Annotated in this window: 23 protein-coding genes and 1 pseudogene; 13 read left to right on the top strand and 11 right to left on the bottom strand. The window is 67.4% G+C overall.

Going from position 1 to position 22162, the window contains the following annotated elements:
* Positions 1 to 86: 86 nt before the first annotated feature.
* From BST28156_RS11450 to BST28156_RS11470, 5 genes are read right to left on the bottom strand one after another with little or no spacing between them, the layout of a single operon-like run.
* On the bottom strand, positions 87 to 1127 hold the full coding sequence (locus tag BST28156_RS11450; protein ID WP_009693635.1) for a zinc-dependent alcohol dehydrogenase family protein: 1041 nt from the start codon (positions 1125 to 1127) through the stop codon (positions 87 to 89).
* Positions 1124 to 2155: a bifunctional enoyl-CoA hydratase/phosphate acetyltransferase gene (locus tag BST28156_RS11455; protein WP_012218243.1), complete on the bottom strand. Its 1032-nt coding sequence runs from the start codon at positions 2153 to 2155 to the stop codon at positions 1124 to 1126. Before BST28156_RS11455 ends, BST28156_RS11450 begins: the two co-directional genes overlap by 4 nt.
* Positions 2152 to 3972, bottom strand: a complete 1821-nt coding sequence (locus BST28156_RS11460; protein WP_012218244.1) for a PHA/PHB synthase family protein — start codon at positions 3970 to 3972, stop codon at positions 2152 to 2154. The genes BST28156_RS11455 and BST28156_RS11460 overlap by 4 nt, the downstream gene beginning before the upstream one ends.
* Complete coding sequence (locus tag BST28156_RS11465) at positions 3969 to 4715, bottom strand: beta-ketoacyl-ACP reductase (protein WP_006415423.1); 747 nt, start codon at positions 4713 to 4715, stop codon at positions 3969 to 3971. The genes BST28156_RS11460 and BST28156_RS11465 overlap by 4 nt, the downstream gene beginning before the upstream one ends.
* Entirely contained in the window at positions 4705 to 5241 is a 537-nt protein-coding gene (locus tag BST28156_RS11470; protein WP_006415459.1) for a hypothetical protein, read from the bottom strand. Before BST28156_RS11470 ends, BST28156_RS11465 begins: the two co-directional genes overlap by 11 nt.
* Positions 5242 to 5431: 190 nt before the next feature.
* Between BST28156_RS11470 and BST28156_RS11475 the strand changes: the two genes are divergently transcribed.
* The 4 genes from BST28156_RS11475 (at position 5432) to BST28156_RS11490 (ending at position 8901) form a co-directional block, all read left to right on the top strand.
* On the top strand, positions 5432 to 6271 hold the full coding sequence (locus BST28156_RS11475; protein WP_012218245.1) for a universal stress protein: 840 nt from the start codon (positions 5432 to 5434) through the stop codon (positions 6269 to 6271).
* Positions 6272 to 6280: 9 nt separating this feature from the next.
* Entirely contained in the window at positions 6281 to 7495 is a 1215-nt protein-coding gene (locus BST28156_RS11480) for an acetate/propionate family kinase (RefSeq protein ID WP_012218246.1), read from the top strand.
* 69 nt (positions 7496 to 7564) lie between these two features.
* The gene (locus BST28156_RS11485) at positions 7565 to 8068 is read left to right on the top strand and encodes a universal stress protein (RefSeq protein ID WP_012218247.1); all 504 of its coding nucleotides are present in this window, start codon (positions 7565 to 7567) and stop codon (positions 8066 to 8068) included.
* Positions 8065 to 8901, top strand: a complete 837-nt coding sequence (locus BST28156_RS11490) for a universal stress protein (protein WP_012218248.1) — start codon at positions 8065 to 8067, stop codon at positions 8899 to 8901. The genes BST28156_RS11485 and BST28156_RS11490 overlap by 4 nt, the downstream gene beginning before the upstream one ends.
* 65 nt (positions 8902 to 8966) lie before the next feature.
* Here BST28156_RS11490 and BST28156_RS11495 read toward each other — a convergent pair whose 3' ends face one another.
* Positions 8967 to 9434, bottom strand: a complete 468-nt coding sequence (locus tag BST28156_RS11495; RefSeq protein WP_012218249.1) for a universal stress protein — start codon at positions 9432 to 9434, stop codon at positions 8967 to 8969.
* 247 nt (positions 9435 to 9681) lie between these two features.
* On the opposite strand from BST28156_RS11495, the gene BST28156_RS11500 reads away from it, so the two are divergent.
* From BST28156_RS11500 to fnr, 3 genes are all read left to right on the top strand, one after another.
* Entirely contained in the window at positions 9682 to 11697 is a 2016-nt protein-coding gene (locus BST28156_RS11500; protein WP_012218250.1) for a PAS domain S-box protein, read from the top strand.
* Positions 11694 to 12341: a response regulator gene (locus BST28156_RS11505; protein ID WP_006415450.1), complete on the top strand. Its 648-nt coding sequence runs from the start codon at positions 11694 to 11696 to the stop codon at positions 12339 to 12341. The genes BST28156_RS11500 and BST28156_RS11505 overlap by 4 nt, the downstream gene beginning before the upstream one ends.
* Before the next feature lie 320 nt (positions 12342 to 12661).
* The gene (gene fnr / locus BST28156_RS11510; RefSeq protein ID WP_012218251.1) at positions 12662 to 13435 is read left to right on the top strand and encodes a fumarate/nitrate reduction transcriptional regulator Fnr; all 774 of its coding nucleotides are present in this window, start codon (positions 12662 to 12664) and stop codon (positions 13433 to 13435) included.
* A gap of 25 nt (positions 13436 to 13460) precedes the next feature.
* On the opposite strand, the gene BST28156_RS11515 is transcribed toward fnr, so the two are convergent.
* Entirely contained in the window at positions 13461 to 14450 is a 990-nt protein-coding gene (locus BST28156_RS11515) for a zinc-dependent alcohol dehydrogenase family protein (protein WP_012218252.1), read from the bottom strand.
* Between the two features lie 176 nt (positions 14451 to 14626).
* Here BST28156_RS11515 and BST28156_RS11520 point away from each other — a divergent pair, with 176 nt between their 5' ends.
* The 5 genes from BST28156_RS11520 (at position 14627) to BST28156_RS11540 (ending at position 19322) form a co-directional block, all read left to right on the top strand.
* Positions 14627 to 15634: an Acg family FMN-binding oxidoreductase gene (locus BST28156_RS11520; protein WP_012218253.1), complete on the top strand. Its 1008-nt coding sequence runs from the start codon at positions 14627 to 14629 to the stop codon at positions 15632 to 15634.
* Between the two features lie 19 nt (positions 15635 to 15653).
* Positions 15654 to 15989, top strand: a complete 336-nt coding sequence (locus tag BST28156_RS11525; protein WP_012218254.1) for a c-type cytochrome — start codon at positions 15654 to 15656, stop codon at positions 15987 to 15989.
* A gap of 22 nt (positions 15990 to 16011) precedes the next feature.
* Complete coding sequence (locus BST28156_RS11530) at positions 16012 to 17040, top strand: LOG family protein (protein ID WP_012218255.1); 1029 nt, start codon at positions 16012 to 16014, stop codon at positions 17038 to 17040.
* Positions 17041 to 17180: 140 nt separating this feature from the next.
* Positions 17181 to 17432 carry a hypothetical protein gene (locus BST28156_RS11535; protein WP_012218256.1) on the top strand — a complete coding sequence of 84 codons (252 nt, stop codon included), beginning with the start codon at positions 17181 to 17183 and terminating at the stop codon, positions 17430 to 17432.
* A gap of 132 nt (positions 17433 to 17564) precedes the next feature.
* Complete coding sequence (locus BST28156_RS11540; protein ID WP_012218257.1) at positions 17565 to 19322, top strand: SulP family inorganic anion transporter; 1758 nt, start codon at positions 17565 to 17567, stop codon at positions 19320 to 19322.
* A gap of 93 nt (positions 19323 to 19415) precedes the next feature.
* Here BST28156_RS11540 and BST28156_RS11545 read toward each other — a convergent pair whose 3' ends face one another.
* Positions 19416 to 19655 (bottom strand): hypothetical protein, encoded by a 240-nt coding sequence (locus BST28156_RS11545; RefSeq protein ID WP_009690622.1) that lies wholly within the window; start codon positions 19653 to 19655, stop codon positions 19416 to 19418.
* 48 nt (positions 19656 to 19703) lie between these two features.
* A complete protein-coding gene (locus BST28156_RS11550) occupies positions 19704 to 20354 on the bottom strand; it encodes a BON domain-containing protein (protein WP_012218258.1) in 651 nt (216 codons plus the stop codon).
* A gap of 231 nt (positions 20355 to 20585) precedes the next feature.
* Here BST28156_RS11550 and BST28156_RS11555 point away from each other — a divergent pair.
* A pseudogene (locus BST28156_RS11555) lies at positions 20586 to 20810 on the top strand (SagB/ThcOx family dehydrogenase); the annotation flags it as partial.
* A 64-nt stretch (positions 20811 to 20874) separates the two neighbouring features.
* Here BST28156_RS11555 and BST28156_RS11560 read toward each other — a convergent pair.
* Together BST28156_RS11560 and BST28156_RS11565 are read right to left on the bottom strand one after the other, a co-directional pair.
* Positions 20875 to 21462: a TniQ family protein gene (locus BST28156_RS11560; RefSeq protein WP_367651225.1), complete on the bottom strand. Its 588-nt coding sequence runs from the start codon at positions 21460 to 21462 to the stop codon at positions 20875 to 20877.
* Positions 21380 to 22162: TniB family NTP-binding protein (locus BST28156_RS11565; protein ID WP_254596369.1), on the bottom strand; the 783-nt coding region annotated here is incomplete at its 5' end. The genes BST28156_RS11565 and BST28156_RS11560, both read right to left, overlap by 83 nt.

Here is a 22162-nt window from a genome sequence, read left to right on the forward strand (position 1 = left end):
CGGCGATTCGCCGGCGAAACGCCCGCTGCGCGTCACGGGAAGCGCAGACGCGGCTTCGCCGGCCCCCGTCACGCGCGCGGCGGCAATCAGCCGACTCCGATGATGACCTTCAACGCATGGGTTTGCGCGGCGCGCCCGAACGTGTCGTAAGCGCGCTCCACGTCGTCGAGCGAGAACCGGTGCGTGATCAGACGGGCCGGATCGAGGCGCCCGGCGCCGACGGTCTTGAGCAGCATCGGCGTGCTGACCGTGTCGACGAGCCGCGTCGTGATCGCGATGTTGCGATCCCACAGCTTCTCGAGGTGCAGGTCGGCCTTGATGCCGTGCACGCCGACGTTCGCGACAACCCCGCCGGGCGCCACGAGCGACGTGCACATCTCGAACGTCGCCGGAATGCCGACCGCTTCGATAGCGCAATCCACGCCGACGCCGTCGGTCAGCTTCATCACGTCCGCCACCGGGTCGCCGTCGCGCCCGTCGAAGCAGTCGGTCGCGCCGAAGCGCCGCGCGATGTCGAGGCGGTTGCTGTCCGGATCGATCATGACGATCCGCGCGGGCGAATAGAACTGCGCGGTCAGCAACGCGGCCAACCCGATCGGCCCTGCCCCGACGATCGCGACCGAGCAGCCCGGCTGCACCTTGCCGTTCAGCACGCCGCATTCGAATCCGGTCGGCAGGATGTCGGACAGCATCACGAGCGCGTCCTCGTCCGCGCCGGCCGGAATGCGGTACAGGCTGGTCGGCGCGTGCGGGATGCGCACGAACTCGGCCTGCGTGCCGTCGATCCGGTTGCCGAGTATCCAGCCGCCGGTCGTGCAATGCGAATACAGCCCGCGGCGGCAATACTCGCAGCGGCCGCACGACGAGATGCACGAAATCAGCACGTGGTCGCCCGGTTTCAGCGAATCGACCGCGGCGCCCACCTGCTCGACGATGCCCACGCCTTCGTGGCCGAGAATGCGGCCCGGTTCGCAGGTCGGGACGTCGCCCTTGAGGATGTGCAGATCGGTGCCGCAGATCGTCGTGCGCGTCACGCGGACGATCGCATCGGTGGGCGACTGCAGTGCCGGTTTGGGCCGCTCTTCGAGCGCCTTGCGCCCAGGGCCGTGGTAAACAAGTGCTTTCATCGCTGTTCCTCCATCGAAAGGGGGGCCTGTTCAGGAATTGGAGCGGCGCCACGCCGTGCCTGTGCCAGCAACACCGCGAGCGCACAGGAGGCGACGCGCACGGCGACGCCGTCGGCGCGGCTCGTGAGCACGATCGGCACGCGCGCACCCACGACGACGCCCGCATTCGCGGCACCGCCCAGGTATTCGAGCTGTTTCGCGAGCATGTTGCCCGCTTCGATATCGGGCACGACGAGGATGTCGGCACGGCCGGCAACCGGCGAATCGATGCCCTTCTCGCGCGCGGCCCGCTGCGATATCGCGTTGTCGAACGCGAGCGGGCCGTCGACGATCGCGCCCGTGATCTGCCCGCGCCCGGCCATCTTCGCCAGTGCCGCCGCGTCGAGCGTCGAGCGCATCGCCGGATTCACGGTCTCGACCGCGCACAGCACCGCCACGCGCGGGCACGCGACGCCCAGCGCATGCGCGACGTCGATCGCGTTCTGCGTGATCGATGCCTTCCGGGCCAGATCCGGAGCGATATTGACGGCCGCGTCGGTCAGCAGGAACGGGCGCGGATACGCGGGCGCCTCGATCAGGAAACAGTGACACATGCGCTTGTCGGTGCGCAGGCCCGATTCCGCGGCGACGACCGCGCCCATCAACTCGTCGGTGTGCAGGCTGCCCTTCATCAGCGCGCCGGCGCGGCCCGACGCCGCGAGCGTCACCGCGCGGGCCGCCGCCGCGTGGCTGTGCGGCACGTCCTCGATCGTCCATTTCGCCAGATCGACGCCGGCCTCGTCCGCAACGCGCGACACCTTCGCCCGCGGCGCCACGATCAGCGGCTCGATCACCGCGCCCAGCGGCGACGCATCGATCGCGGCCAGCGCGACGAGGCTGGCCGGGTCGCACGGATGCACGACGGCCACCGTCAGCGGCGGCGCATGGCGCGCACGCGCGATGAGCTCGGGCAGTGCGCCGTCCGCGCGCGGCAACAGGCCGGGCAGGCATGCGCCGGCGGACACGTCCGGATGCAGGTTCATGTTCATGTCTCGAGCACGTAGGTGCCGGGGGCCGCGCCGAAGCCGGCGGCCGGCACGCGGGCCGACACGTCGCCCGACGAATGCGCGCGCAGCCAGTCGCGCCAGCATGTCCACCACGATCCGTCGACGGCCGGCGTTTCGCGCACGAAGTCGTGCCGGCTGCGGTAAGGCGCGCCGGGCTCGCGCGTCGCGCAGCGATAGTGGCGCCCGGGGTGCCCGGGCTCGGACACGATGCCGGCATTGTGGCCGCCGGAAGTCAGCACGAACGTCAGCGCGTGGTGCGTCAGCAGATGCAGCTTGTAGACGGAGCGCCAGGGCGACACGTGATCGCGTTCGGTCCCGACCACGAACGTCGGCACGTCGATGTCCGACAGCGCGACCGGCCGCCCGTCGACGCTGTAGCGGCCGGCCGCGAGATCGTTGTCGAGGAAGAGCCGCGTCAGGTATTCCGTGTGCATCCGGTACGGCATGCGCGTGGTGTCCTCGTTCCACGACATCAGGTCGTTCGGCTTGGTGCGCGTGCCGAGCAGGTATTCGCTCATCATGCGCGACCAGATCAGGTCGCGCGCGTTCAGCAGCTGGAATGCGGCGGACATCTGCGCGCCGTCCAGATAGCCCTGCCGCCACATCAGCGCATCGAGCGCGGACAGTTCGCTCGCGTCGATGAACAGGCCGAGTTCGCCAGGCTCGCTGAAATCGGTCTGGGCCGCCAGCAACGTGACGGACCGCAATGCCTCGTGCTGCCGCCCGTCGCGCGCGAGCGCCGCCGCGCCGATCGCCAGCAGCGTGCCGCCGAGGCAGTAGCCGACCGCGTGGACGGCTTCGCCGCAGATCGACCGCGCGGCGCCGAGCGCCGCCATGCACCCGTCGCGCAGGTAATCGTCGAGCCCGAGCTCGCGCGCCTCTGCGCCCGGATTGCGCCACGACACGGCAAACACCGTGTAGCCGGCATCGACCAGGAAGCGGATCAGCGAATCGTGCGGCTGCAGGTCGAGAATGTAGTACTTCATGATCCACGACGGCACGATCAAGATCGGCTCGCGTGCGACGGCGGGCGTCGTCGGGTCGTATTGCAGCAGCTCGCACAGCGCGTTGCGCCATACGACGCGGCCCGGCGTGATCGCCACGTCGCGCCCCGGCAGAAAGCCGCGTGTGTCGCGGGCGCGCGTGCCGCTCGTGCGATCGAGCAACGCGTTCGCGTCGTCCAGCCAGTGGTGCAAGCCGGCTGCGAGATTTGCGCCGCCGCTGCGCATCGTCGCGTCGAGCACGACCGGGTTGGTCGCCAGGAAATTGCCCGGCGAGCACGCGTCGAGCCACTGCCGTGCGACGAATCCGACCAGTTCCTCGTGATGCCGTTCGACGCCCGGCACGCCGCGCGTCGCGTCGCGCCACCAGCGCTGGACCGACAGGAAGCCGTCGCGATACGCGCGAAACGGCCAGCCGGACCACGCGGGCGCGGCGAAGCGCGGATCGGACTGCCCGGCGTGCACGGCCAGACCGCTCGCGTCGGCATCGTCGGCCCCGCCCTCGCCCGGGCTTGCGGCCGGCGCGAGAGCGGCCAGCCACGCCTGCGTCGCGAGCACGAAGCATTTCCCCGGGGCCACAGCCAGATGCGCGCCCCAGTCGAGCATGGCGAGCGCCAGCGACACGGGTGACAACCCGAAGGTCATCGCGGCCACGTTCGCATGCGCGGCGCGATTCCACTCGTCGGCGGGCGCCGCTCGAACGGGTGCGCAGCCGGCGGCGCTCGTCGCGATTTCGACTGCATCGGGCGGGCACGGCAGCTCCGGCCCGAACGGCGCGCGCATGACGGCCGCCTTCATTTCATGTGCATCCCGCCGTTGACGTCGAATTCCGCGCCCGTCGCGAACGCCGCCGCATCGGAACACAGAAACGCGACGAGCGCGGCGATTTCGTCGGGATTGCCCAGGCGGCCGACCGGAATCTGCGGGAGGATCTTCGTGTCGAGCACCTCCTTAGGCACCGTCTCGAGCATCGCGGTCGCCAGATAGCCGGGCGCAACCGTGTTGACCGTCACGCCGTGGCGCGCGAGCTCGAGCGCCAGCGCCTTCGTGAAGCCGTGGATGCCGGCCTTCGCGGCCGCGTAGTTGGTCTGCCCGTAGGCGCCGCGCGAACCGTTCACGGAGCCGATGTTCACGATCCGCCCGAAGCCGCCTTCGATCATGCCCGGCACGAACGGCTTCGTCATGTTGAACATGCCGTCGAGATTGGTGCGCAACACCGCATCCCACATGCTCTTGGTCATCTTCACGAAGGTGGCGTCGTGCGTGATGCCGGCGTTGTTGACGAGCACGTCGACGCGCCCGAATTCGGCCAGCACGCGCGACGCGCATTGCCGGCACGAATCGTAGTCGGCGACGTCGACCTCGAACGCGTGGAACGTCCGGCCCGCCTCGCGTTCGTGCGTGAGCCACGTCGCGACGTGATCGTTGCCTTCCGTATGCGACACCGCCACCGTCATGCCGACATCGTGCAGGCGCCGGCTGATCGCGGCGCCCAGGCCGCCCATTCCGCCCGTGACGAACGCGACGCGCTTAGCGGACATGATCGTGCTCCCGTGCGCCTGCGATGTCGTTCACGCGGCCGGCGGGCAGTGCTCCGTTTGTTGCGCCGCCCGCGTCCTCGATCCCGCGCTCCAGCGCCGCCATCCAGCCGGCCCACGGCATGCTGGCTTCGTTGACCGCCGCGAGTCGCCCGAGGTCGGGCAACCAGTCGGTCTGATAACGAGACAGCGCGCCTGCGCCGTATTCGCGCAACCAAGTACGCCACGCACTGGCACTCTCGAATTGCGCACGCATGCATAGCTCGGCGGCGTCCTGCCAGATCGCGATGCTCGCGATCGCGCAGTCGCTCATCACTTGCCTGCCGGCCTCGGCGAAGGCCGTCCATGCCTCCGATTCCCCCAGCGCCTGCTGCAGACGGCGCACCGCCGTGCGATCGCGCTCGATGCATCGCCCTGCCAGCGCATGCCATTCGTGTTGCCAATCGCGGTTCTGCGCGATCACGCGCAACGCGAGATCGCAGCCCGCGCGCCAGGCATCGTTCGGTGTCTTCAAAGCATCGGGTTTCATCGGCTTCCCCCCTTTCGATCGGGTCAATGGGTTGGCATCCGCCTCGTGACGCCTGCCTTGCCTCGGCGTCATGACCGCTTCACTGTGCGGGTATCGAGCACGGCTGCCGTTGATCTGAGTCAAGCGCGTGGAAACCCTGCTTCGTAGACTGGATTGCACTGGCGGATCACCCGTCGATGGAGCGATTCCGATGAGCTACAAGAGCATGGTCGTGCACCTCGATACGAGCGCTCGTGCGCATTCGCGGCTCGAGCTCGCGTTGCGTCTCGCCCGGCGCTTCGGTGCACATCTCACCGGGCTGTTCGCGGTCTACACACCCGAGCCGCATTCGTTCTACGTGATGGCCGGTTCCGCCGACTATTTCCGCGCGCACCGCGAACAACGCGACGAACGGATGGCTGCGCTGGAGCGCCTGTTTCATGCGGAGACCACCCGTGCGAAAGTGCCGGCAACCTGGGTTCGCGCCGACGAGCGCGCGAACCTGGCCGTGCCGCGTGCCGCGCGTCTCGCCGATTTGGTGATTGCGGGCCAAAGCGACCCGAACGACCCCGAAACCTATATCGACAATCAGTTTTCTGAGAACCTCGTGTTGTCCGCCGGCCGCCCGGTGCTGTTCTGGCCGTACACCGGAGAATTCCCGTCGGTCGGCGAACGGTTGTTCGTCGCGTGGGACGGCAGCCGCGAAGCCGCCCGCGCCGCGCACGACGCACTTCCGTTCCTCGAGCATGCGAAGCGTACGACGGTCGTTGCCGTGGTCGACGGCGATTCGGAATCCGCGACCACGCGGATTCCGGCCGCCGATGCCGCGCTGATGCTGGCGCGCCACGCGCGCGACGTGAACGTGCTCGACATCGCGATCGGCAGCGGCGCGTCGGTCGGCGACACGCTCCTGTCGCGCGCTTATGAGACGGGTTCCGACCTGCTCGTGATGGGCGCCTACGGCCATCCGCGCTGGCGTGAACTGTTGATGGGCGGCGCCACGCGCACGGTGCTCGCGTCGATGACGATGCCCGTGCTGATGACGCACTGAATCGCGCCGATGCGTACGCTCGCGCTGCTCGTCGTCAACGCCGGTTCGTCGAGCGTGAAGTTCGCGGTTTTTGCCTACGCGCCGCATGGCGATCCGGCCCGGCAGCCGCTGCACGAAGGCGAAGCGGTCGAGACCGGCAACGGCGTGTCGATCCGCTTCGATGCCGAACCGGGCGGCGCGCTGCCGTGGGTCGCCGGCGATCCATACCGCGCGGTGCTCGCGCGGATCGCGACGTGGATTCGCGAGCGGCTGCCGCATATCGCGCTCGGCGCGATCGCGCATCGCGTGGTGCATGGCGGCGCGCGTTACGTCGAGCCGGTGATCGTCGACGAACGGGTGCTGGATGCGCTGCGCACGCTCACGCCGCTCGCGCCGTTGCATCAGCCGCACAGCCTCGACGCGATCGGCGCGCTGCGCGACGCGTTCCCCGACGTGCCGCAGATCGCCGTATTCGACACGGCGTTTCACCGCACGCTGCCGCGCGTCGAGCAACTTCTGCCGCTGCCGCATGCGTGGTTCGACGCGGGCGTGCGTCGCTACGGATTCCATGGCCTGTCGTACGAATATCTTTCCGTCGCGCTCGACGAGTCGTTCGGCGCCCGCGCGCATGGCCGCGTGATCGCCGCCCATCTCGGCAGCGGCGCGAGCCTGTGCGCGCTGCGCGACGGCCGCAGCATCGCGACGACGATGGGATTTTCCGCGCTCGACGGATTGATGATGAGCACTCGCTGCGGGTCGCTCGACCCGGGCGCCGTGCTGCACCTGCTGGAGGTCGGCAAGCTATCGCGCGATGCGCTCGCGCACTTGCTCTATCACGAGTCGGGGCTCGAGGGCGTGTCGGGCACGTCAGGCGATCCGCGCGTGCTGCTCGCGCTCGAGGCGGCCGGCGACGCGCACGCTCGCGACGCGCTCGCGCTGTACGTCCATCGGATCGTGCGCGAAGCGGGCGCGCTGATTGCGCTGCTCGGCGGCCTCGACATGCTCGTGTTCACGGCCGGCATCGGCGAACACTCGGCGGTGTTGCGCGAGCGGATCTGCGCGCAGCTCGGCTGGCTCGGCATCGCGCTCGACGCGCACGCGAATGCCGTCGATGCGCATGTCGTGTCGTCTGCATCGAGCGCGATCGCGGTGGTCGTCGAGCCGACCAACGAAGCGTGGATCGCGGCACGGGCCGCGCTGCGCGTGCTGCGCGTGCTGCGCGGAGACCGCGATTCCGACCGTTGATCCAGATCAGCGCGCGCGGCGCGCACGCGCCGATGATGATTGCACCGACATCCGTTCAAGGGGCATGCGATGTACTCGAACATTCTGGTTGCGCTCGACGGCAGCGATACGTCGTCCCGCGCGCTCGACGCCGCGCTCGATCTCGCGGCGCAGACGGGTGCGCGCCTGACCCCCGTCTACGTCGTCGATTTCCTCGTGCCGGCCTACGACACGTTCGGCTACGATCCGTCGATCCTGATCGATGCGTTCCGCGAGGAAGGACTGCGCGTGACGGAGGATGCCGCGCACCGGATGACCGCGCGCGGCGTAACCGGCACGCCGCAGATCTCGAACGTCGCGCCGGCCGGCGAAGACATCGCGCACCGGATCGTGACCGTCGCCGACGACATCGGCGCCGACCTGATCGTGATGGGCACGCACGGCAGGCGGGGTTTTCGCCGGCTCGTCCTCGGCAGCGTCGCCGAGCGCGTGCTGCGCCAGGCGACGTGTCCGGTCCTGATGATTCCAGCGAGCTGCGCGTCGAAGGCGTCCGCCGACACCGCCGCCGCATCGATTGAAAAGGAGCCGTCATGAGCTACAAGACCCTGCTCGTCCATCTGGACGACAGCGCGCGCTGCGCGACGCGCGTCAAACTCGCACTCGAACTCGCGGGGCGCTGGAACGCCCATCTGATCGGCCTCTACGTGGTCTGCCAGGATCTGCTGGAGCCGTTGCGGCGCCCGCACGAACCGCTGAAGCTCGCCGTCTACGAACGCCTCTGCGACCAACGACGCAACGAGGCCGAGCAGCGGTTTCTCGCGGCGGCCGAGCTTGCGGGGCGCAGCAACGTCGAGTGGCAGGCACCGGCCGGCGACGCCACCGATGCCGGGATTCTGCATGCGCGCCACGCCGATCTGCTGGTGCTCGGCCAGGAAGACCCGGACGACCGGATGACCTACGTCGCACGCCATTTCGTCGAGGATGTCGTGATGGGCAGCGGACGCCCTGCGATCGTCGTGCCGTATGCGGGCGACGTGCGAACGATCGGCGAGAACGTCGTGATCGGTTGGGACGGCGGGCGCGAGGCCGCCCGCGCGCTGGCCGATGCGCTGCCGCTGCTCGCGCGCGCACGCTTCGTCAACGTCGAAACCGTCAGCCACGGGCATCCCGATCCGGACAAGACGCCGGCGGGCGTCGACGTCGCCGCGTATCTCGAACGGCACGGCATTCGCGCGTCGTTCTCGACGACGCCGCGCGACCGGTCGGTCGGCGTCGGCGCGACGCTGCTGAACCGGGTCACGGACCTGCACGCGGATCTGCTCGTGATGGGCCTGTACAGTCACGCGCGCATGCACGAACGCGTGCTGGGCGGCGCGACGCGCACGATCCTCGAGGCGATGACGGTGCCGGTACTGCTGTCTCACTGACAGATGAAAACGGGCTGCCGCGTGAGGCTGCCCGTTTCCTGTTGCACCACGCGCCGTCGCAACCGTCACATGCCGGCGCACGCGCGCGCGCCCTCCCGCACGACCAGCACCGGCCGATCCGCGATGCGCACGAGCGATTCGGCGACGCTGCCGAGCAGCAGACGGCGCACGCCGCGGCGACCATGCGTGCCGATCACGATCAGGTCCGCATCGTATTCGGCCGCCGCACGCGCGAGCACATCAGATACGTTCTCGCCGCACGCGTCGATTGTCTGCGCGATGCCGCGCACGCCGGCCAGCTGAAACGCCGTTTCCGCATCCGACGCCGCGATCGCGGCCTCGTCCGCCGCGAGTCCGGCCGGATCGCGCTGGTCGATGTAGCCGCTGTCGACGTCCGCGATCCGGGGCGTGTCCGATACCACGCACAGCGCGATGATCAGGCTGCCCGAATCGCGCGCGAGCGTAATCGCCTCGTCGAGCGCGAGCCGCGCACTCCGGCTGCCGTCGAGTGCCGCAAAGATCCTTTCGTACATGGCGCCTCCGTGATGGGGGCCGGATTCGACCGGCCGTTCAAGCCAGTCTGCCCCTGCGACGCACGTTTCCGTTGACGCCGATCAAGCCTGCGCGGCGACGTCCGTGCGCACCGGTCCCGATTGGCGAATGCCCGCAAAGCGCGCACAATTCGGGCTACATCGCGGTTCCGGCCCGCCTCGCTTTTCGTGTCTCGCGCCCGCCCCGCCGCCCGCCGCCCGTCGGCGAAATCCGTCAGGATGAACGGCCATGACAGTGAATGCGCCCTCCTTCAAGGCCGGGCCGGCCCCGCACCGGATCCGGCCCGGCCTGCCTGCGGTCGCGGCCGCGCTGCTCACGCTTGCGCTGGGTCTCGCTGCGGCGTTTGCCGCGTCGCGCGCGTTGCAGGACGACGCGCGGCAGGCGGCACGCGCGAAATTCGAGCAGACGGCGACGCTCGCCACGGCCGACGTGAAGCGCAGCCTGCTCGGCGCGGCTGCGGTATTGCGCGGCGCACGCGGCTTCGCGTCGACCCTGCCCGCGCGGCAATCCGGCGCGGCATGGCGCCGGTATCTTGCCGGTCTCGATCTGGACGGTTTGCAATCGCCGGTCCGTTACATCGGACGAATCGAGCCGAGCGCCGCGATCGACGATCCGTCGACCCGGCACGCGCTGCAGCGCGCCGCGCAGACCGGCAAGGTCGCGCTGGCCGCGAACGCCGTTCAGGACAGCGTCGATGCGGCGGTCGCCCGCACGGAGCTGACGCTGTACCTGCCGATTGATGCGAATGCCGACGAGAGCCCGTTGTCCGCGCCAGGTCGCACGCGCGCGACCGGCTACGTTTATGCGTCGCTAAATCCCGATCGTCTCGTCGATTCGTCCTTGCTCGCCCGGCTGCACGTGGAGATCGTCGCCGACGATCCGGCGGCGCCCGTGTATTCCGGCGGCTTCGGCGGCGGCGACGCCGACGCAGAAGCCGGCGATACGTTCGCGCGAACCGATTCGCTGACGTTCGGCGGCACGCCGCTCGCGCTGCATTACAGCGCGCCGCGCGCGGGGACGGCCGCCGCGGCGACTGCGATGCTGCCGGCCGGCGCCGCGCTGGCGCTGATGCTGGCCGCGCTCGTTCGGTACGCGATCGCGAAGCGTTCGCTTCCCGGCACACACGCCGGCGACGCCCCGCCCACGGAAGCCCGGATGATGGCCATCATCCGGTCATCGATGGAGGCCATCATCACGGTCGACGAAAACCAGACGATCGTGATCTTCAATCCCGCGGCCGAGCGCGTGTTCGGCGTGTCGGCGATGGATGCGATCGGCGCGCCGCTCGAGCGCTTCATCCCCGAGCGCTTTCGCGCCGCGCATGCGAAGCACGTCGAGCAATTCGGTGTGACGGGCGTGTCGGAGCGGCAGATGGGGCGGCAACGCGTGCTGTTCGGGCTGCGCGGCGACGGCGCCGAGTTTCCGATCGAGGCATCGATTTCGCAGATCGTCGACGGAACCGGCAAGCTGTACACGGTCATGCTGCGCGACGTCACCGAGCGGGTGCGGGCGGAAAACGCGCTCAAGCAGTCGCGCGAGGAACTGCGCGAGCTGTCCGCGAACCTGCAGAACGTGCGGGAGGAAGAGAAAGCGCGCATCGCCCGCGAGCTGCACGACGATCTCGGCCAGCAGCTCACCGCGCTGAAGATGGACGTGTCGGCCGTCGAGCTCGGGCTCGCGGGCGTCGTCGCGCCGAACACAGGCGTGCGCGAACAGTTGCGCGGCATGCATCGGCTGATCGATTCGACCGTTGCGTCGGTCCGGCGCATTGCAGCCGATCTGCGTCCGGTAATGCTCGACGATCTCGGCCTCGTCCCGGCGATCGAGTGGCTGGTCAACGATTTCACGCGCCGCTACAGGATCACGGTCGAGCGCGACATCGCCCCGGTCGACACGGCGTTCACCGGCGCGGGCGCCACCACGCTGTTCCGCATCGTGCAGGAAGCGCTGACCAACGTCGCGCGGCACGCCGACGCGACCCACGTGAAACTGGCGTTGAAGATCGAAGACGGCTACTGCACGCTGCGCATCGCCGACAACGGTCACGGCGCGCCCGACAGCGGCCGCGACGGCGGCGCCGGCAGTGACGCACGCGATCGTCCGTCGTTCGGCCTGATCGGGATCCGCGAGCGCGCGCACATGCTCGACGGGACGGTGACGATCGACAATCGGCCGGGAGCGGGATTCACGATGACCGTGACGCTGCCGCTTCATGCCATCCAGCAAGGAGACGTGCTGTCATGATTAGCGTACTCATTGCCGACGACCACGCACTCGTGCGGGACGGCCTGCGGCACATCCTGCAGAACGCGACCGGTTTCGAAGTCGTCGGCGAAGCGCAGGACAGCGCGTCGACGATCGCACTCGTGCGCGGCACGGACGCGAATGTGCTGGTGCTCGACCTGTCGATGCCCGGCCGAAACGGCGTCGAACTCATCAAGCAAATCAAGGACGAGAAGCCGGGATTGCATATCCTTGTGCTGACGATGCACGCCGAGCAGCAATACGCGGTCCGCGCATTCCGCGCGGGAGCCTCAGGCTACATGACCAAGGAAAGCGCCAGCGCCGAACTGGTCGCCGCGCTGACCAAGATCGCGGCCGGCGGTGTCTACGTGAGCCTGACCATGGCCGAGCAATTCGCGCAGAGCCTGAACGAACCGACCGATCTCCTGCCTCACCAGCGCCTATCCGATCGCGAGTTCGACGTGTTCCGGCGCGTCACCACGGGTGAGTCGATTTCCGAAATCGCGCAGGCGCTGTGCGTCAGCGTCAAGACCGTCAGCACGTACAAGACACGGATTCTCGAAAAGATGCAAATGCCGAACGACACGGCCCTCGTGCGCTACGCGATGCGTCACAAGCTGTTCGAGTACCCCGACGAACTTTGACGGCGGCATCCGCGGCTCGCGACAAGACGCCGCCCCCCTGTAGGAAGCCTCCTACAAGACTTCCATCTCACCTACCGCAACTTCAATTGCGGCTGATTTTCTTGACGACGCGCAACATCCATACTGGGTATCAATAAGAACAACGCAGCATGCCTCCCGGAGCAAACGCAGCGTCGTGGTCGAGACCGGCGTAACGGTCTCGCAGCGCGTCCGGCAGGGAATTCCCGACACGAAGGCGGCAGGAACCAAGGCCGCTGGTACAACGGCCAGCGCGATTCCTCCCGATGGCGAACCGCCGCTGCCCCGAACTGGAGCCGATCATGCAGAGCAGTGCCGAAATCTCGACGACCATGCCGTTACGCCCGTTCATTCCGATGCGTCCTGTCGAACCGGCGGACCAGCCCAAGCGTGCCGCGTCCCGCTGTTCGACGTGTGCGTTGCGTACCGTCTGCATGCCGCCCGATCTTTCGCCCGATGATTTCGCCCGCGTGGACGCAATGATCTGCACGACGCGCCACGTGCGGCGCGGCGAAACGCTGTTTCGTTCGGGCGATGCATTCAACAGCATCTATGCGGTGAGAACCGGCTCGTTCAAGACGATCGTGATGCATCGCGACGGCGACGAGCAGATCACCGGCTTCCAGATCGTCGGCGAGTCGCTCGGGCTCGATGGCGTGCACACTGGGCACCACAACGGCGACGCGATCGCGCTCGAAGACAGCACGGTTTGCATCATTCCGTTCGGCCAGCTCGAACAGATGTGCCGCGAAGTGCGGCCGATGCAGCATCACGTCTATCAGATGATGAGCGGCGAAATCGTGCGCGAATCCTCACAGATGCTGCTGCTCGGCACGATGAGCGCCGAGCAGCGCGTGGCCGCGTTCCTGCTGAACCTTTCCGCCCGCTTCAAGGCACGCGGCTACTCGGCCGCGGAATTCGTACTGCGGATGACGCGCGACGAGATCGGCGAATATCTGGGGATGAAGCTCGAAACGGTCAGCCGCATGCTGTCGAAGTTTCAGCACAAAGGGCTCGTCGTGGCGCAAGGCAAGCAGATCCGGATCGTCGATTCGGATGGCCTGCGGCAAATCTGACCGCACCGCGGCGGCGGCCCGCAGATCAATCGTGCATGTCGAGCACGGCGGCGCCTGACACGCGTCCGCCGCGCAGGTCGTCGAGTGCACGGTTCGCCTCGGTCAGCGCGTAGCGCACTGCCGCGACCCGCAGCGGCGTCGCGGCGGCGATCCGCATGAATGCAACCGCATCCGCACGCGTCAGATTGGCCACCGACGCGATGCGGCGCTCGCCCCACAGCCACGCGTACGGAAAGCCCGGGATGTCGCTCATGTGAATGCCGCCGCACACGACGATCCCGCCTTTGTCGAGTACCCGCAGCGCGGCCGGCACCAGCGCACCAGACGGCGCAAAAATCAGTGCGGCATCGAGCGGCTCCGGCGGCACTTCGTCGCTGCCGCCGGCCCATGCCGCGCCCAGCGACAACGCCAGTCGCTGCGCCGCGGTGTCGCCGGGCTTCGTCAGTGCGAACACCTTGCGTCCTTCACCCTGCGCGACCTGTGCGACCAGATGCGCCGCCGCACCGAAGCCGTAGATGCCGATACGGCGCGCATTGCCCGCCATGCGCAAGGTTCGATAACCGATCAGGCCGGCGCACAGCAGCGGCGCGGCCTCCAGATCGGAATAGCGCCGCGGCAGATGCACGCAATACCGGTGGTCGGCGACCGCGCACTCTGCATAACCGCCGTCGATCGTATAGCCCGTGAAACCCGGGCTGTCGCACAGGTTCTCGCGACCGGATGTGCAATACGCGCAATGCCCGCATGTCGAGCCCAGCCACGGGACACCCACCCGGTCTCCGACGGCGAAGCCCGTCACGCCTTCGCCCAGCCCGCGCACCGTGCCGACGATCTCGTGCCCCGGAATCAACGGCAGTTTCGCGTGAGCGAGTTCGCCGTCGACCACGTGGAGATCGGTTCTGCATACGCCACACGCATTCACGTCGATCAGCAACTGACCAGCCGTAGGCGACGGGTCCGGCACGCGCGTTTCGCGCAAGTGCGGCGTCGTGCCGTCAAACATCATCGCAAGCATGCTTGCCCTCCCCGCGATCGTCTTCGTTCGTTTCACTTTCACAGGCTAGTCGCCGCACTTCGCGCGTGCACCGCCCGGTGGCGGACGCTTGATGTGGGTCAACGGCCGCCGGACGGTTGCTGACACGATGAAGTGGCGTGAATGACTCCGCCGTCGCGACGACCTGGAGATGATCGATGATATCCGTTCCCCCGCTTGCCGCAAGCACGCGTCCCGACCATGATCCGAGGACGCTGGTGGGCTATGCGGTGCTGGCGCCGTCCAGCCACAATTCCCAGCCGTGGCACTTCCTGGTCAACGGCAACACGATCTCGCTGTGCGCGGACCGCGTGCGCGCGTTGCCCGTAGTCGATCCGTTCGATCGCGAGTTGATCATCAGCTGCGGGGCGGCGTTGCTCAATCTGCGCGTCGCGCTCGACCACGCCGGGCTCGCCCATACGATCAGCACGTTTCCGTCGGAAGTCGATCCCGATCTGCTGGCGCAGGTCCGAATCTGCGACGACGGCTATTCCGACGCGGCCCTCGGCACACTGTTCCATGCAATTCCGGAGCGCGTCACGACACGCGCGCCGTTCGAATCCAGCCCGGTTCCGGAAGCGATCCAGCAGGCATTGGTTGAGGCCGGTATCGCGGAAGGCGCCGATGTCGCCTGCGTCGACTCGATTGCACACCGCGCCCGCGTCGCCGAGCTGGTGGCCGAAGCCGACCGTCAGCAGTTCGCGGACGCGCGTTTCCGCCGCGAACTGGCGAGCTGGATCGATCCACGCCGGCACGTCGACGGCATGCCGGCATTCGCGGCGGGCGTGCCGACGCTGCTGGACTTCGCCGCGCCCGTCGTGACGATGGCAGTGCGGACCTTCGATCTCGGCAGCGGGCTGGCCGCCCTGCATCACCAGCTCGTCGGCGCGTCGCCATTGATCGTGTGCATCGCGACCGCGCGCGACGATCGCGAAGCGTGGCTCGCCGCCGGCCAGGCGCTGGAGCGCGTCCTGCTCGTCGCAACGCGGGCGGGCTATACAGCGTCGTATCTGAATCAACCGATCGAGACCGCCGGGCTGCGCGCCCATTTGTGCCACATGCTCGCGCTGCGCGGCGAGCCGCAGTTGCTGCTGCGCGTCGGACGCGGTCCGCATACGCCGCATTCGCCGCGTCGCCCGCTTGACGAAGTGGTCTCCTTCTCCTGATCCCGACAAGGAAATGAACATGAGGATCATCCGTGCCGCCGCCCTTTGCGCGATCGCTGTGACGGCCGAGATGGCCGCCGCGCAGACGTCCGTGCCCGAGCCGACTGAGCTCGTCAATGCGCAGCACTGCATGTTCTGCCATACGACGGACATGACGTTCCTCGGGCCGTCGTTTCACGAGATCGCCGAGCGCTATCGCGGCGATCCGCATGCCGCCGCGGCGCTGGAACGCAAGCTGCGCGTCGGCGGCCGCGCGCACTGGGGCGACACGCCGATGCCGTCGGCGATCGATCGCGGCGGGCCGCTGTCTGCCGACGACGCGCATCTGCTCGTGCAGTGGGTGCTGAGCCAGTGACCGCCGCGCGGCGCTTCCGTTGATGTCGCCCCCCGTCAAACGCGCTCCTGCCGGCAAGGCAAAAGGCCACGCACGCGGTCGTCCCGTACCCGTTGCGACGATCGCGAAGGCGCGCGGCAAACGGCCACGCGCGAGGCCCGATGCCGCCGTCCGCAAGGACGCCATTCAGCCTGTCTCGCGCCGCGCACGGCGTGTCCCCCAAAGCCCGAACCGCACGCCGGCCGACGAAGATGCAACCCTTCTGCAGGGCTCGGGCATGCGCGGCATCCGGCTGCTCCTCGACTACTGGAAAGCCGAGGAGCGCCTGCAGAACGAACGGATCGGCCATGCGGTCGTGATCTACGGCAGCACGCGTATCGTCGCGCCGTCGGTCGCGAACGCGCGGCTGGACGAAGCGAATCGCCGGCTCGCCCAGCGTCCGCACGACGCGAGCCGGCGGCGCGCCGTCGCAATCGCCAGCCGGCTCGTCGAACAGAGCGCGTATTACCGCGTCGCGCGCGAGTTCGGACGTATCGTCGCCCATGCCGACCGGTGCACGCGCACCGCGCGGCTGGCCATCGTGACCGGCGGCGGCCCCGGCATCATGGAAGCCGCCAACCGCGGCGCCTACGAGCGCGGCGCCCCGAGCATCGGCTTCAATATCGAGCTGCCGCGCCAACAGGCACCGAATCCGTACATCACGCCGGATCTCTGCCTCCGGTTCCACTATTTCGCGATCCGCAAGCTGCACCTGCTCGAGCGCGCGAAAGCGGCCGTCTTCTTCCCCGGCGGCTACGGCACGTTCGACGAGCTGTTCGAGGTGCTGACGCTGCTGCAGACGCGCAAGATCGCGCCGCTGCCGGTCATCCTCGTCGGCGAGGCGTATTGGCGCCGCGCAGTCGACCTGGCGTTTCTCGCGGACGAAGGGATGATCGACCGGCGCGATCTGGAACTGTTCACGTATTGCGAATCCGCCGCGGCAATCTGGCACGCGATCGGAAGCTGGTATGCGCGGCGTCGGGAACGCGCGCCGGCACGCTGCGAGGCGTCGTCGAAACCACGCGCCGTGTAGGAATCCGCCCACGAAGCGTGCGTGATTCCTACCGCGACTTCGGGACCGACTGATTGAATCGCGGGCGCACGGCAACGATACTGAAACCATGGATACCGGCCGACCGGCACACCGATCGCACAACAACCAGGAGAGACGTCATGTCACACGCCGACTATCGTTCCGATTCGGGGATGCGGGCCGCCACATCCGCCACATCCGCCACGTCCGAAACGTCCGGCACAGCCGCGCTCGACATGCCGGCACTTGTCGCACTCGCACGAGACGCCGGCATGCTGGTGATACTCGACGGGCAGATCGGGCGCGAGCGGTACGAAAGCGTGACGGGATCGATTGCCACGCTGGCCCGCTTCGCACAGGCGTTGCAGCTTTCCGCGCTCAAGGTGCTGTGATGCCCGGCGGCGTGGCGTCGAGCCCCGGCATCCGTCGCTGCGCGGTTTCACGCTTCTATTCGGAGGCGGCCACATACCGATGAGCGACTGCCTGACGGGGCAAGGCAAGGCTGTCGCCCCGCCCTTTCCGCGATGAACCGCCCGTTATCCGGACGAATCGGCCGCATGCTCCCAGGCGTCGCGCTGCTCGCGAACTATCGGCATGCGTGGCTTTCGCACGACCTTTACGCCGGGATCGCGCTTTCGGCAGTCCTGGTGCCGGTCGGCATGAGCTATGCGCAGGCAGCCGGGCTGCCGGCCATCACGGGCCTCTATGCGTCGATGGCTGCATTGTTCGCGTACGCGCTGCTCGGCCCGAGCCGGATCCTCGTTCTCGGCCCGGATTCCGCGCTGGCTGCGCTGATCGCGAGCGCCATCGCGCCGTTCGCCGCACATGACCCGCAGCGCGCGATCGCGCTGTCCGGCGCGCTAGCTCTTTCGGCCGGCGCGATCTGCATCCTGCTTGGTGCGCTCGGTCTCGGTTTCATCACTGATCTGCTGTCGCGCCCGATCCAGTACGGTTACCTGAACGGCATCGCCATCGCGCTCGTGGTCGGGCGGCTGCCCGAACTTTTCGGCATGCCATTATCGGGCAGCGACGTGCTTTCCAGCCTGACGCGCATCGTTCACGCCGTCGTCAACGGCCGTTTTTCCATCGCTGCCGGTCTGCTCGGCGTCGCAGTGCTGGCGGCCATCTTCCTGATCAAACTCGTGATGCCGCGCTGGCCCGCCATATTGATCGCCGTGCTGGCGGCAACGCTCGTCGCTCGCCTGTCGCCGTTGCACGGCGTCGCGACGGTCGGCGCGTTGCCGGTCGGCATGCCTGTCCCGCACCTGCCTGCCGTCTCGCTGCCCGACGTGTGCGCGCTCGCGTCTGGCGCGATCGCGGTGGCGCTGGTATCGTTCGCCGACATCAGCATGCTGTCGCGCGCACTTTCCGCTCGGGCGGGCGATGCGCCGGACCGCAACCAGGAGCTGATCGCACTGGGCGCGGCCAATCTGCTGGCCGGCGTGACCCAGGGCTGCGCGGTCAGCAGCAGTGCGTCCCGCACACCGGTCGCGATCGCCGCGGGCGGGCAAAGCCAGGTCACGAATGTCGTCGCGGCCGCGTGCATCGCGATCCTGCTTATTGCCGCACCGATGCTCCTCACGTTCGTCCCGCGCACCGCGCTGGCCGCTGTCGTGATCTATGCGGCCTTCGGCATCGCAGATTTCCGTAGCGTCGTGCGGCTGTACCGGATGCGCCGCAGCGAATGCCTGATCTCGATGCTGTGCTTCGCCGGCGTGATCGGCGTGGGCGTCGTACCCGGGGTTCTGCTCGCCAGCGCGCTGTCGCTGCTATCGTTCGTTTGGCGGGCCTGGCATCCGTACGACGCAGTGCTGGGCCGGCTGACGGGCGTGCGCGGCTATCACGACGTCGCGCGTCATCCCGACGCCGTGCAAACGCCGGGGCTCTTGCTGTTCCGCTGGGATGCCCCGCTTTTCTATGCGAACGTCGAGATATTCTGCGAGCATCTGGACGCCGCGATCGCGCAAGCGACAAGCCCGGTCACGCGCATCGTAGTCGCCGCCGAGCCAGTCACCGACATCGACGTCAGCGCCGCGGATCGGCTCGTGGCGCTGCACGACGAACTCGAGGAACGCGGCATTACGATGAATTTCGCTGAGATGAAGGGGCCGGTGAAGGATCGTCTGCGCGCCTACGGGCTGTTCGACGTGTTCGGCGCAGCGAGCTTCTTTCCGACTGTAACCGATGCCGTCGCCCGGCATGTTCGACGACCGGAACGACATGCGCGTGCCTGCAAAAAAAAGCGCGCGCAGCGCCGGCGCGTGTCGCACAAGGCGCGCTAGACGAGCGTGGCGCGAATCGGTGCGGCGCGCGCTGCATCGCGCGACCGGATCGGCGCCTTCGCCGACGCGTCCCGCCCTGCGAGGCGGGCCGATTCATATCGTGAAGGTGTTCGACTTCTTCATCTCGGCCCAAGTCATCCCGGCTCGCAACCCCTCGATCGCGGCTTCTCGCTCGGTTGCATGAATCCCACTATGCGCGAACGTTCGCTCGCAACCGCCGTCCGGCGATTTGAGGGTGACGTGAATCCGGCAGCGGAAGCCGCCGGATTCGGCCACGACCGTCTCGATCGCGACCGACCAGTCCGCTTCGTGAAGTTCACCCGAAAGTGTCATTTGACTGCCCTCCTTGATCTCCGTGGACTGCTCATCCGGCTACCGACCTTACTCGACCACCAGATCGTCGACGACGGCGCGCACGCCGCGCGCGGACCACGCGGCCCCGCGCACGGCCTTGCGTTCGGAGAACGAGCCGACTTTTCCGGACAGCCGCACGGTGCCGTCGTGCACTTCGATCGCGATATGCTTAGCCTCGCGCTCCGCGTGGCGCATGATCGCGCGTTTGATGTTTCCGCCGATGTCGTCCGAACCGACCGTCCCCTGTACCGTGATGTGGTCGGTCACGCCCGTCACGCTGCGCATCTGCGAGATCGCGCGCACGGCCAGGTGGCTCTGGTATGCCCAGTCGACCTTGCCGGACAACGTGATCCAGCCGCGTTCGACCTGCACCTTGACCGCGTCGTCATGTAGACCGACCGTCCAGTGCAGCACCGAGCGTACCGCCTTCGCGATGTCCTCGTCGGTGCGCACGTCGTCGTCCGGCAGATGCACGGTCATGTCCACGACGAGCGCCTTGACACCGGCCACGCGGTTCGCCGCGCGCTCGATCGCCAGCTTCTCCGCGTAGCTCGGCGGGTGCCCCGAAAGCGTCACGATCCGGTCAGCCACCTCGACACCGATACGGGTCGAATCGATCGACGGGTCTGACTCCAGTTCGTCCTGGACATCCTGCTTCAACTGCTTGTCGGTTTTCATCGTCTGCTCTCCTGTGAGCCGCGGCGTGCCTGTCCGCCGCACGCAGTCAGATTTGCACACGCGCGGCGCCCGATCGCTGATGCAGGTCAACGGATACCCCCTCGCCACACGTCGTGGCCGGCCGGTGCGCCGCTTGACGGAAGTCAAGCCGATACGGCTGCGCCGGCTTATCGTGAAATCGCCGATGCGCGACGTTCCAGGCACGCGCAATCACGCTTCAAGGAGACTCGAATGACCGAACAGCAGATGTTGGCCTATTCGCCGGCACCCGTGATGCAGCCGGCGTCGCCCGAGGGCGAGTCGCCGGCGATCGTTGACCTGCCGCGCCCGATGCTCGACAACGACGTGCCGCTGATGACGGCGCTCGCGACCCGAATGAGTTCCCGCGAATTCGCTGCCACATCGCTCCCGCCGGCGACGCTCGGCACGATGCTGTGGGCGGCGGACGGCATCAACTGTTGAAGTTCGAAGTTTGTGCTAATGGCGTCCGCTGCAACGCTAATCGTGTCCGTTAATTCTGCTAACGCAGCCATCTGCGGTCCTTGAACGCTCGTTTCTCTCGATAACGGCTAATCGCGCGCAGCGCGGCAGCAAAGTGACCCGACAGCCGAAATACAGAGGCGGGGACTGTTTCCAAAACCGTGTGATGCACGCTACAGAATTCGGCTGTCGGATCGAGCCACTCACGTTTCCAGCGAGGCACTGAAACGTCCGCGTCGTTCAGCACGAGGCATCTGAAGCAGTACGGCACGCAGCGCCAGTTGAAGAGCCAGGCCGATGGCGTCTGGATGTGCCTCAATCTGTCTTCATCAAGGCGTGCGAGCGTTGAGAATCGTTGAAGCGCTGGCTGAGAAATCGGAGGAAAAAGAATCCATCCAGCAGTCCCAAGCGAGGGCAGCGGCTCGCTCGAGCTCATCTGCCACAGCATCGCAACGCTCACCTGATATCGCGTCGCGACACGGCCTAACCAGCCACCAAAGGCCTCCTCGTAGAAGGGCCTGGGGGCAATCGGCCATGGAACGACGTTACTGCTCGACTCGGCAGACATGCTCGAGATGCGTAATGCCGATAAATTCGTCGCCGCTGCGAATTGATAGTTCGGCGGCATTGTTCAGCAACGTGGATATCTCACCGGTAAGTCCGCCGCTCGCGCTCAGAACAAACTGAACGATCTCGCGTCGTGCGAGATCCGATGGCTTGCGCAGTGGCAGCACGCGTTCGAAGGCCGCGAGAAGCCGCCGTAGACCATCGCTCTCCCGCCACCGTGGTATTTCGAACGGCACATACCGACTAATCATCTGGGTATCGGTTTGAAGCGCCAGCACCGCGTCGCGGGTGCCGACCAGAACCATGCTGATCTGAAGGTCGTTAGCCAGAAATTTCAGCAGGTTCAGCGACGCGCGCTGCTCGCGATAAGAGCCCGCAAGTAGGTGATGCACCTCATCAACGACCAGCATGCGCGGTGACATCCGCCTGAGAATCTCGCGTGCTAAACGTTCAAGCGCTGCCAAGCCGGAAGCGGCATTGTGCGGAGCACCTAGCTCGACCAGTAAGCCTGAATAGAATCGATGCTGATCAGGGGTCGGTGGCATCTGCATCGCGACGACCGGACAACGTTCGACCCCGCTTTTCTCGTCAAACTCGCTTGGATGTGCGCGGCGAAATTTGGCCGTTATTTTCGTCTTGCCAATATTTGAATCACCGTGCAACAGCAGGCACGGCATACGTTCTCGGCGGGGCGTCTCAAAGAGGCGCTCAAGTTGCTGCAGGGCTTGCGTCGCGCGGGGATAGTCGATCCAGCGGTCTCG

This window comes from Burkholderia pseudomultivorans, from assembly GCF_902499075.1.
GTDB lineage: Bacteria > Pseudomonadota > Gammaproteobacteria > Burkholderiales > Burkholderiaceae > Burkholderia > Burkholderia pseudomultivorans.

Bases quoted from the DNA above. Each gene is read 5' to 3' on its own strand.
- BST28156_RS11550 (WP_012218258.1), bottom strand. From the start codon at position 20,354: ATGAAAACCGACAAGCAGTTGAAGCAGGATGTCCAGGACGAACTGGAG.
- BST28156_RS11490 (WP_012218248.1), top strand. From the start codon at position 8,065: ATGAGCTACAAGACCCTGCTCGTCCATCTGGACGACAGCGCGCGCTGC.
- BST28156_RS11455 (WP_012218243.1), bottom strand. From the start codon at position 2,155: ATGAACATGAACCTGCATCCGGACGTGTCCGCCGGCGCATGCCTGCCC.
- BST28156_RS11465 (WP_006415423.1), bottom strand. From the start codon at position 4,715: ATGTCCGCTAAGCGCGTCGCGTTCGTCACGGGCGGAATGGGCGGCCTG.
- BST28156_RS11500 (WP_012218250.1), top strand. From the start codon at position 9,682: ATGACAGTGAATGCGCCCTCCTTCAAGGCCGGGCCGGCCCCGCACCGG.
- BST28156_RS11480 (WP_012218246.1), top strand. From the start codon at position 6,281: ATGCGTACGCTCGCGCTGCTCGTCGTCAACGCCGGTTCGTCGAGCGTG.
- BST28156_RS11525 (WP_012218254.1), top strand. From the start codon at position 15,654: ATGAGGATCATCCGTGCCGCCGCCCTTTGCGCGATCGCTGTGACGGCC.
- BST28156_RS11540 (WP_012218257.1), top strand. From the start codon at position 17,565: ATGAACCGCCCGTTATCCGGACGAATCGGCCGCATGCTCCCAGGCGTC.
- BST28156_RS11530 (WP_012218255.1), top strand. From the start codon at position 16,012: ATGTCGCCCCCCGTCAAACGCGCTCCTGCCGGCAAGGCAAAAGGCCAC.
- BST28156_RS11515 (WP_012218252.1), bottom strand. From the start codon at position 14,450: ATGCTTGCGATGATGTTTGACGGCACGACGCCGCACTTGCGCGAAACG.
- BST28156_RS11475 (WP_012218245.1), top strand. From the start codon at position 5,432: ATGAGCTACAAGAGCATGGTCGTGCACCTCGATACGAGCGCTCGTGCG.
- BST28156_RS11470 (WP_006415459.1), bottom strand. From the start codon at position 5,241: ATGAAACCCGATGCTTTGAAGACACCGAACGATGCCTGGCGCGCGGGC.
- BST28156_RS11560 (WP_367651225.1), bottom strand. From the start codon at position 21,462: ATGCCGCCGAACTATCAATTCGCAGCGGCGACGAATTTATCGGCATTA.
- fnr (WP_012218251.1), top strand. From the start codon at position 12,662: ATGCAGAGCAGTGCCGAAATCTCGACGACCATGCCGTTACGCCCGTTC.
- BST28156_RS11450 (WP_009693635.1), bottom strand. From the start codon at position 1,127: ATGAAAGCACTTGTTTACCACGGCCCTGGGCGCAAGGCGCTCGAAGAG.
- BST28156_RS11520 (WP_012218253.1), top strand. From the start codon at position 14,627: ATGATATCCGTTCCCCCGCTTGCCGCAAGCACGCGTCCCGACCATGAT.
- BST28156_RS11545 (WP_009690622.1), bottom strand. From the start codon at position 19,655: ATGACACTTTCGGGTGAACTTCACGAAGCGGACTGGTCGGTCGCGATC.
- BST28156_RS11505 (WP_006415450.1), top strand. From the start codon at position 11,694: ATGATTAGCGTACTCATTGCCGACGACCACGCACTCGTGCGGGACGGC.
- BST28156_RS11485 (WP_012218247.1), top strand. From the start codon at position 7,565: ATGTACTCGAACATTCTGGTTGCGCTCGACGGCAGCGATACGTCGTCC.
- BST28156_RS11535 (WP_012218256.1), top strand. From the start codon at position 17,181: ATGTCACACGCCGACTATCGTTCCGATTCGGGGATGCGGGCCGCCACA.
- BST28156_RS11495 (WP_012218249.1), bottom strand. From the start codon at position 9,434: ATGTACGAAAGGATCTTTGCGGCACTCGACGGCAGCCGGAGTGCGCGG.
- BST28156_RS11460 (WP_012218244.1), bottom strand. From the start codon at position 3,972: ATGAAGGCGGCCGTCATGCGCGCGCCGTTCGGGCCGGAGCTGCCGTGC.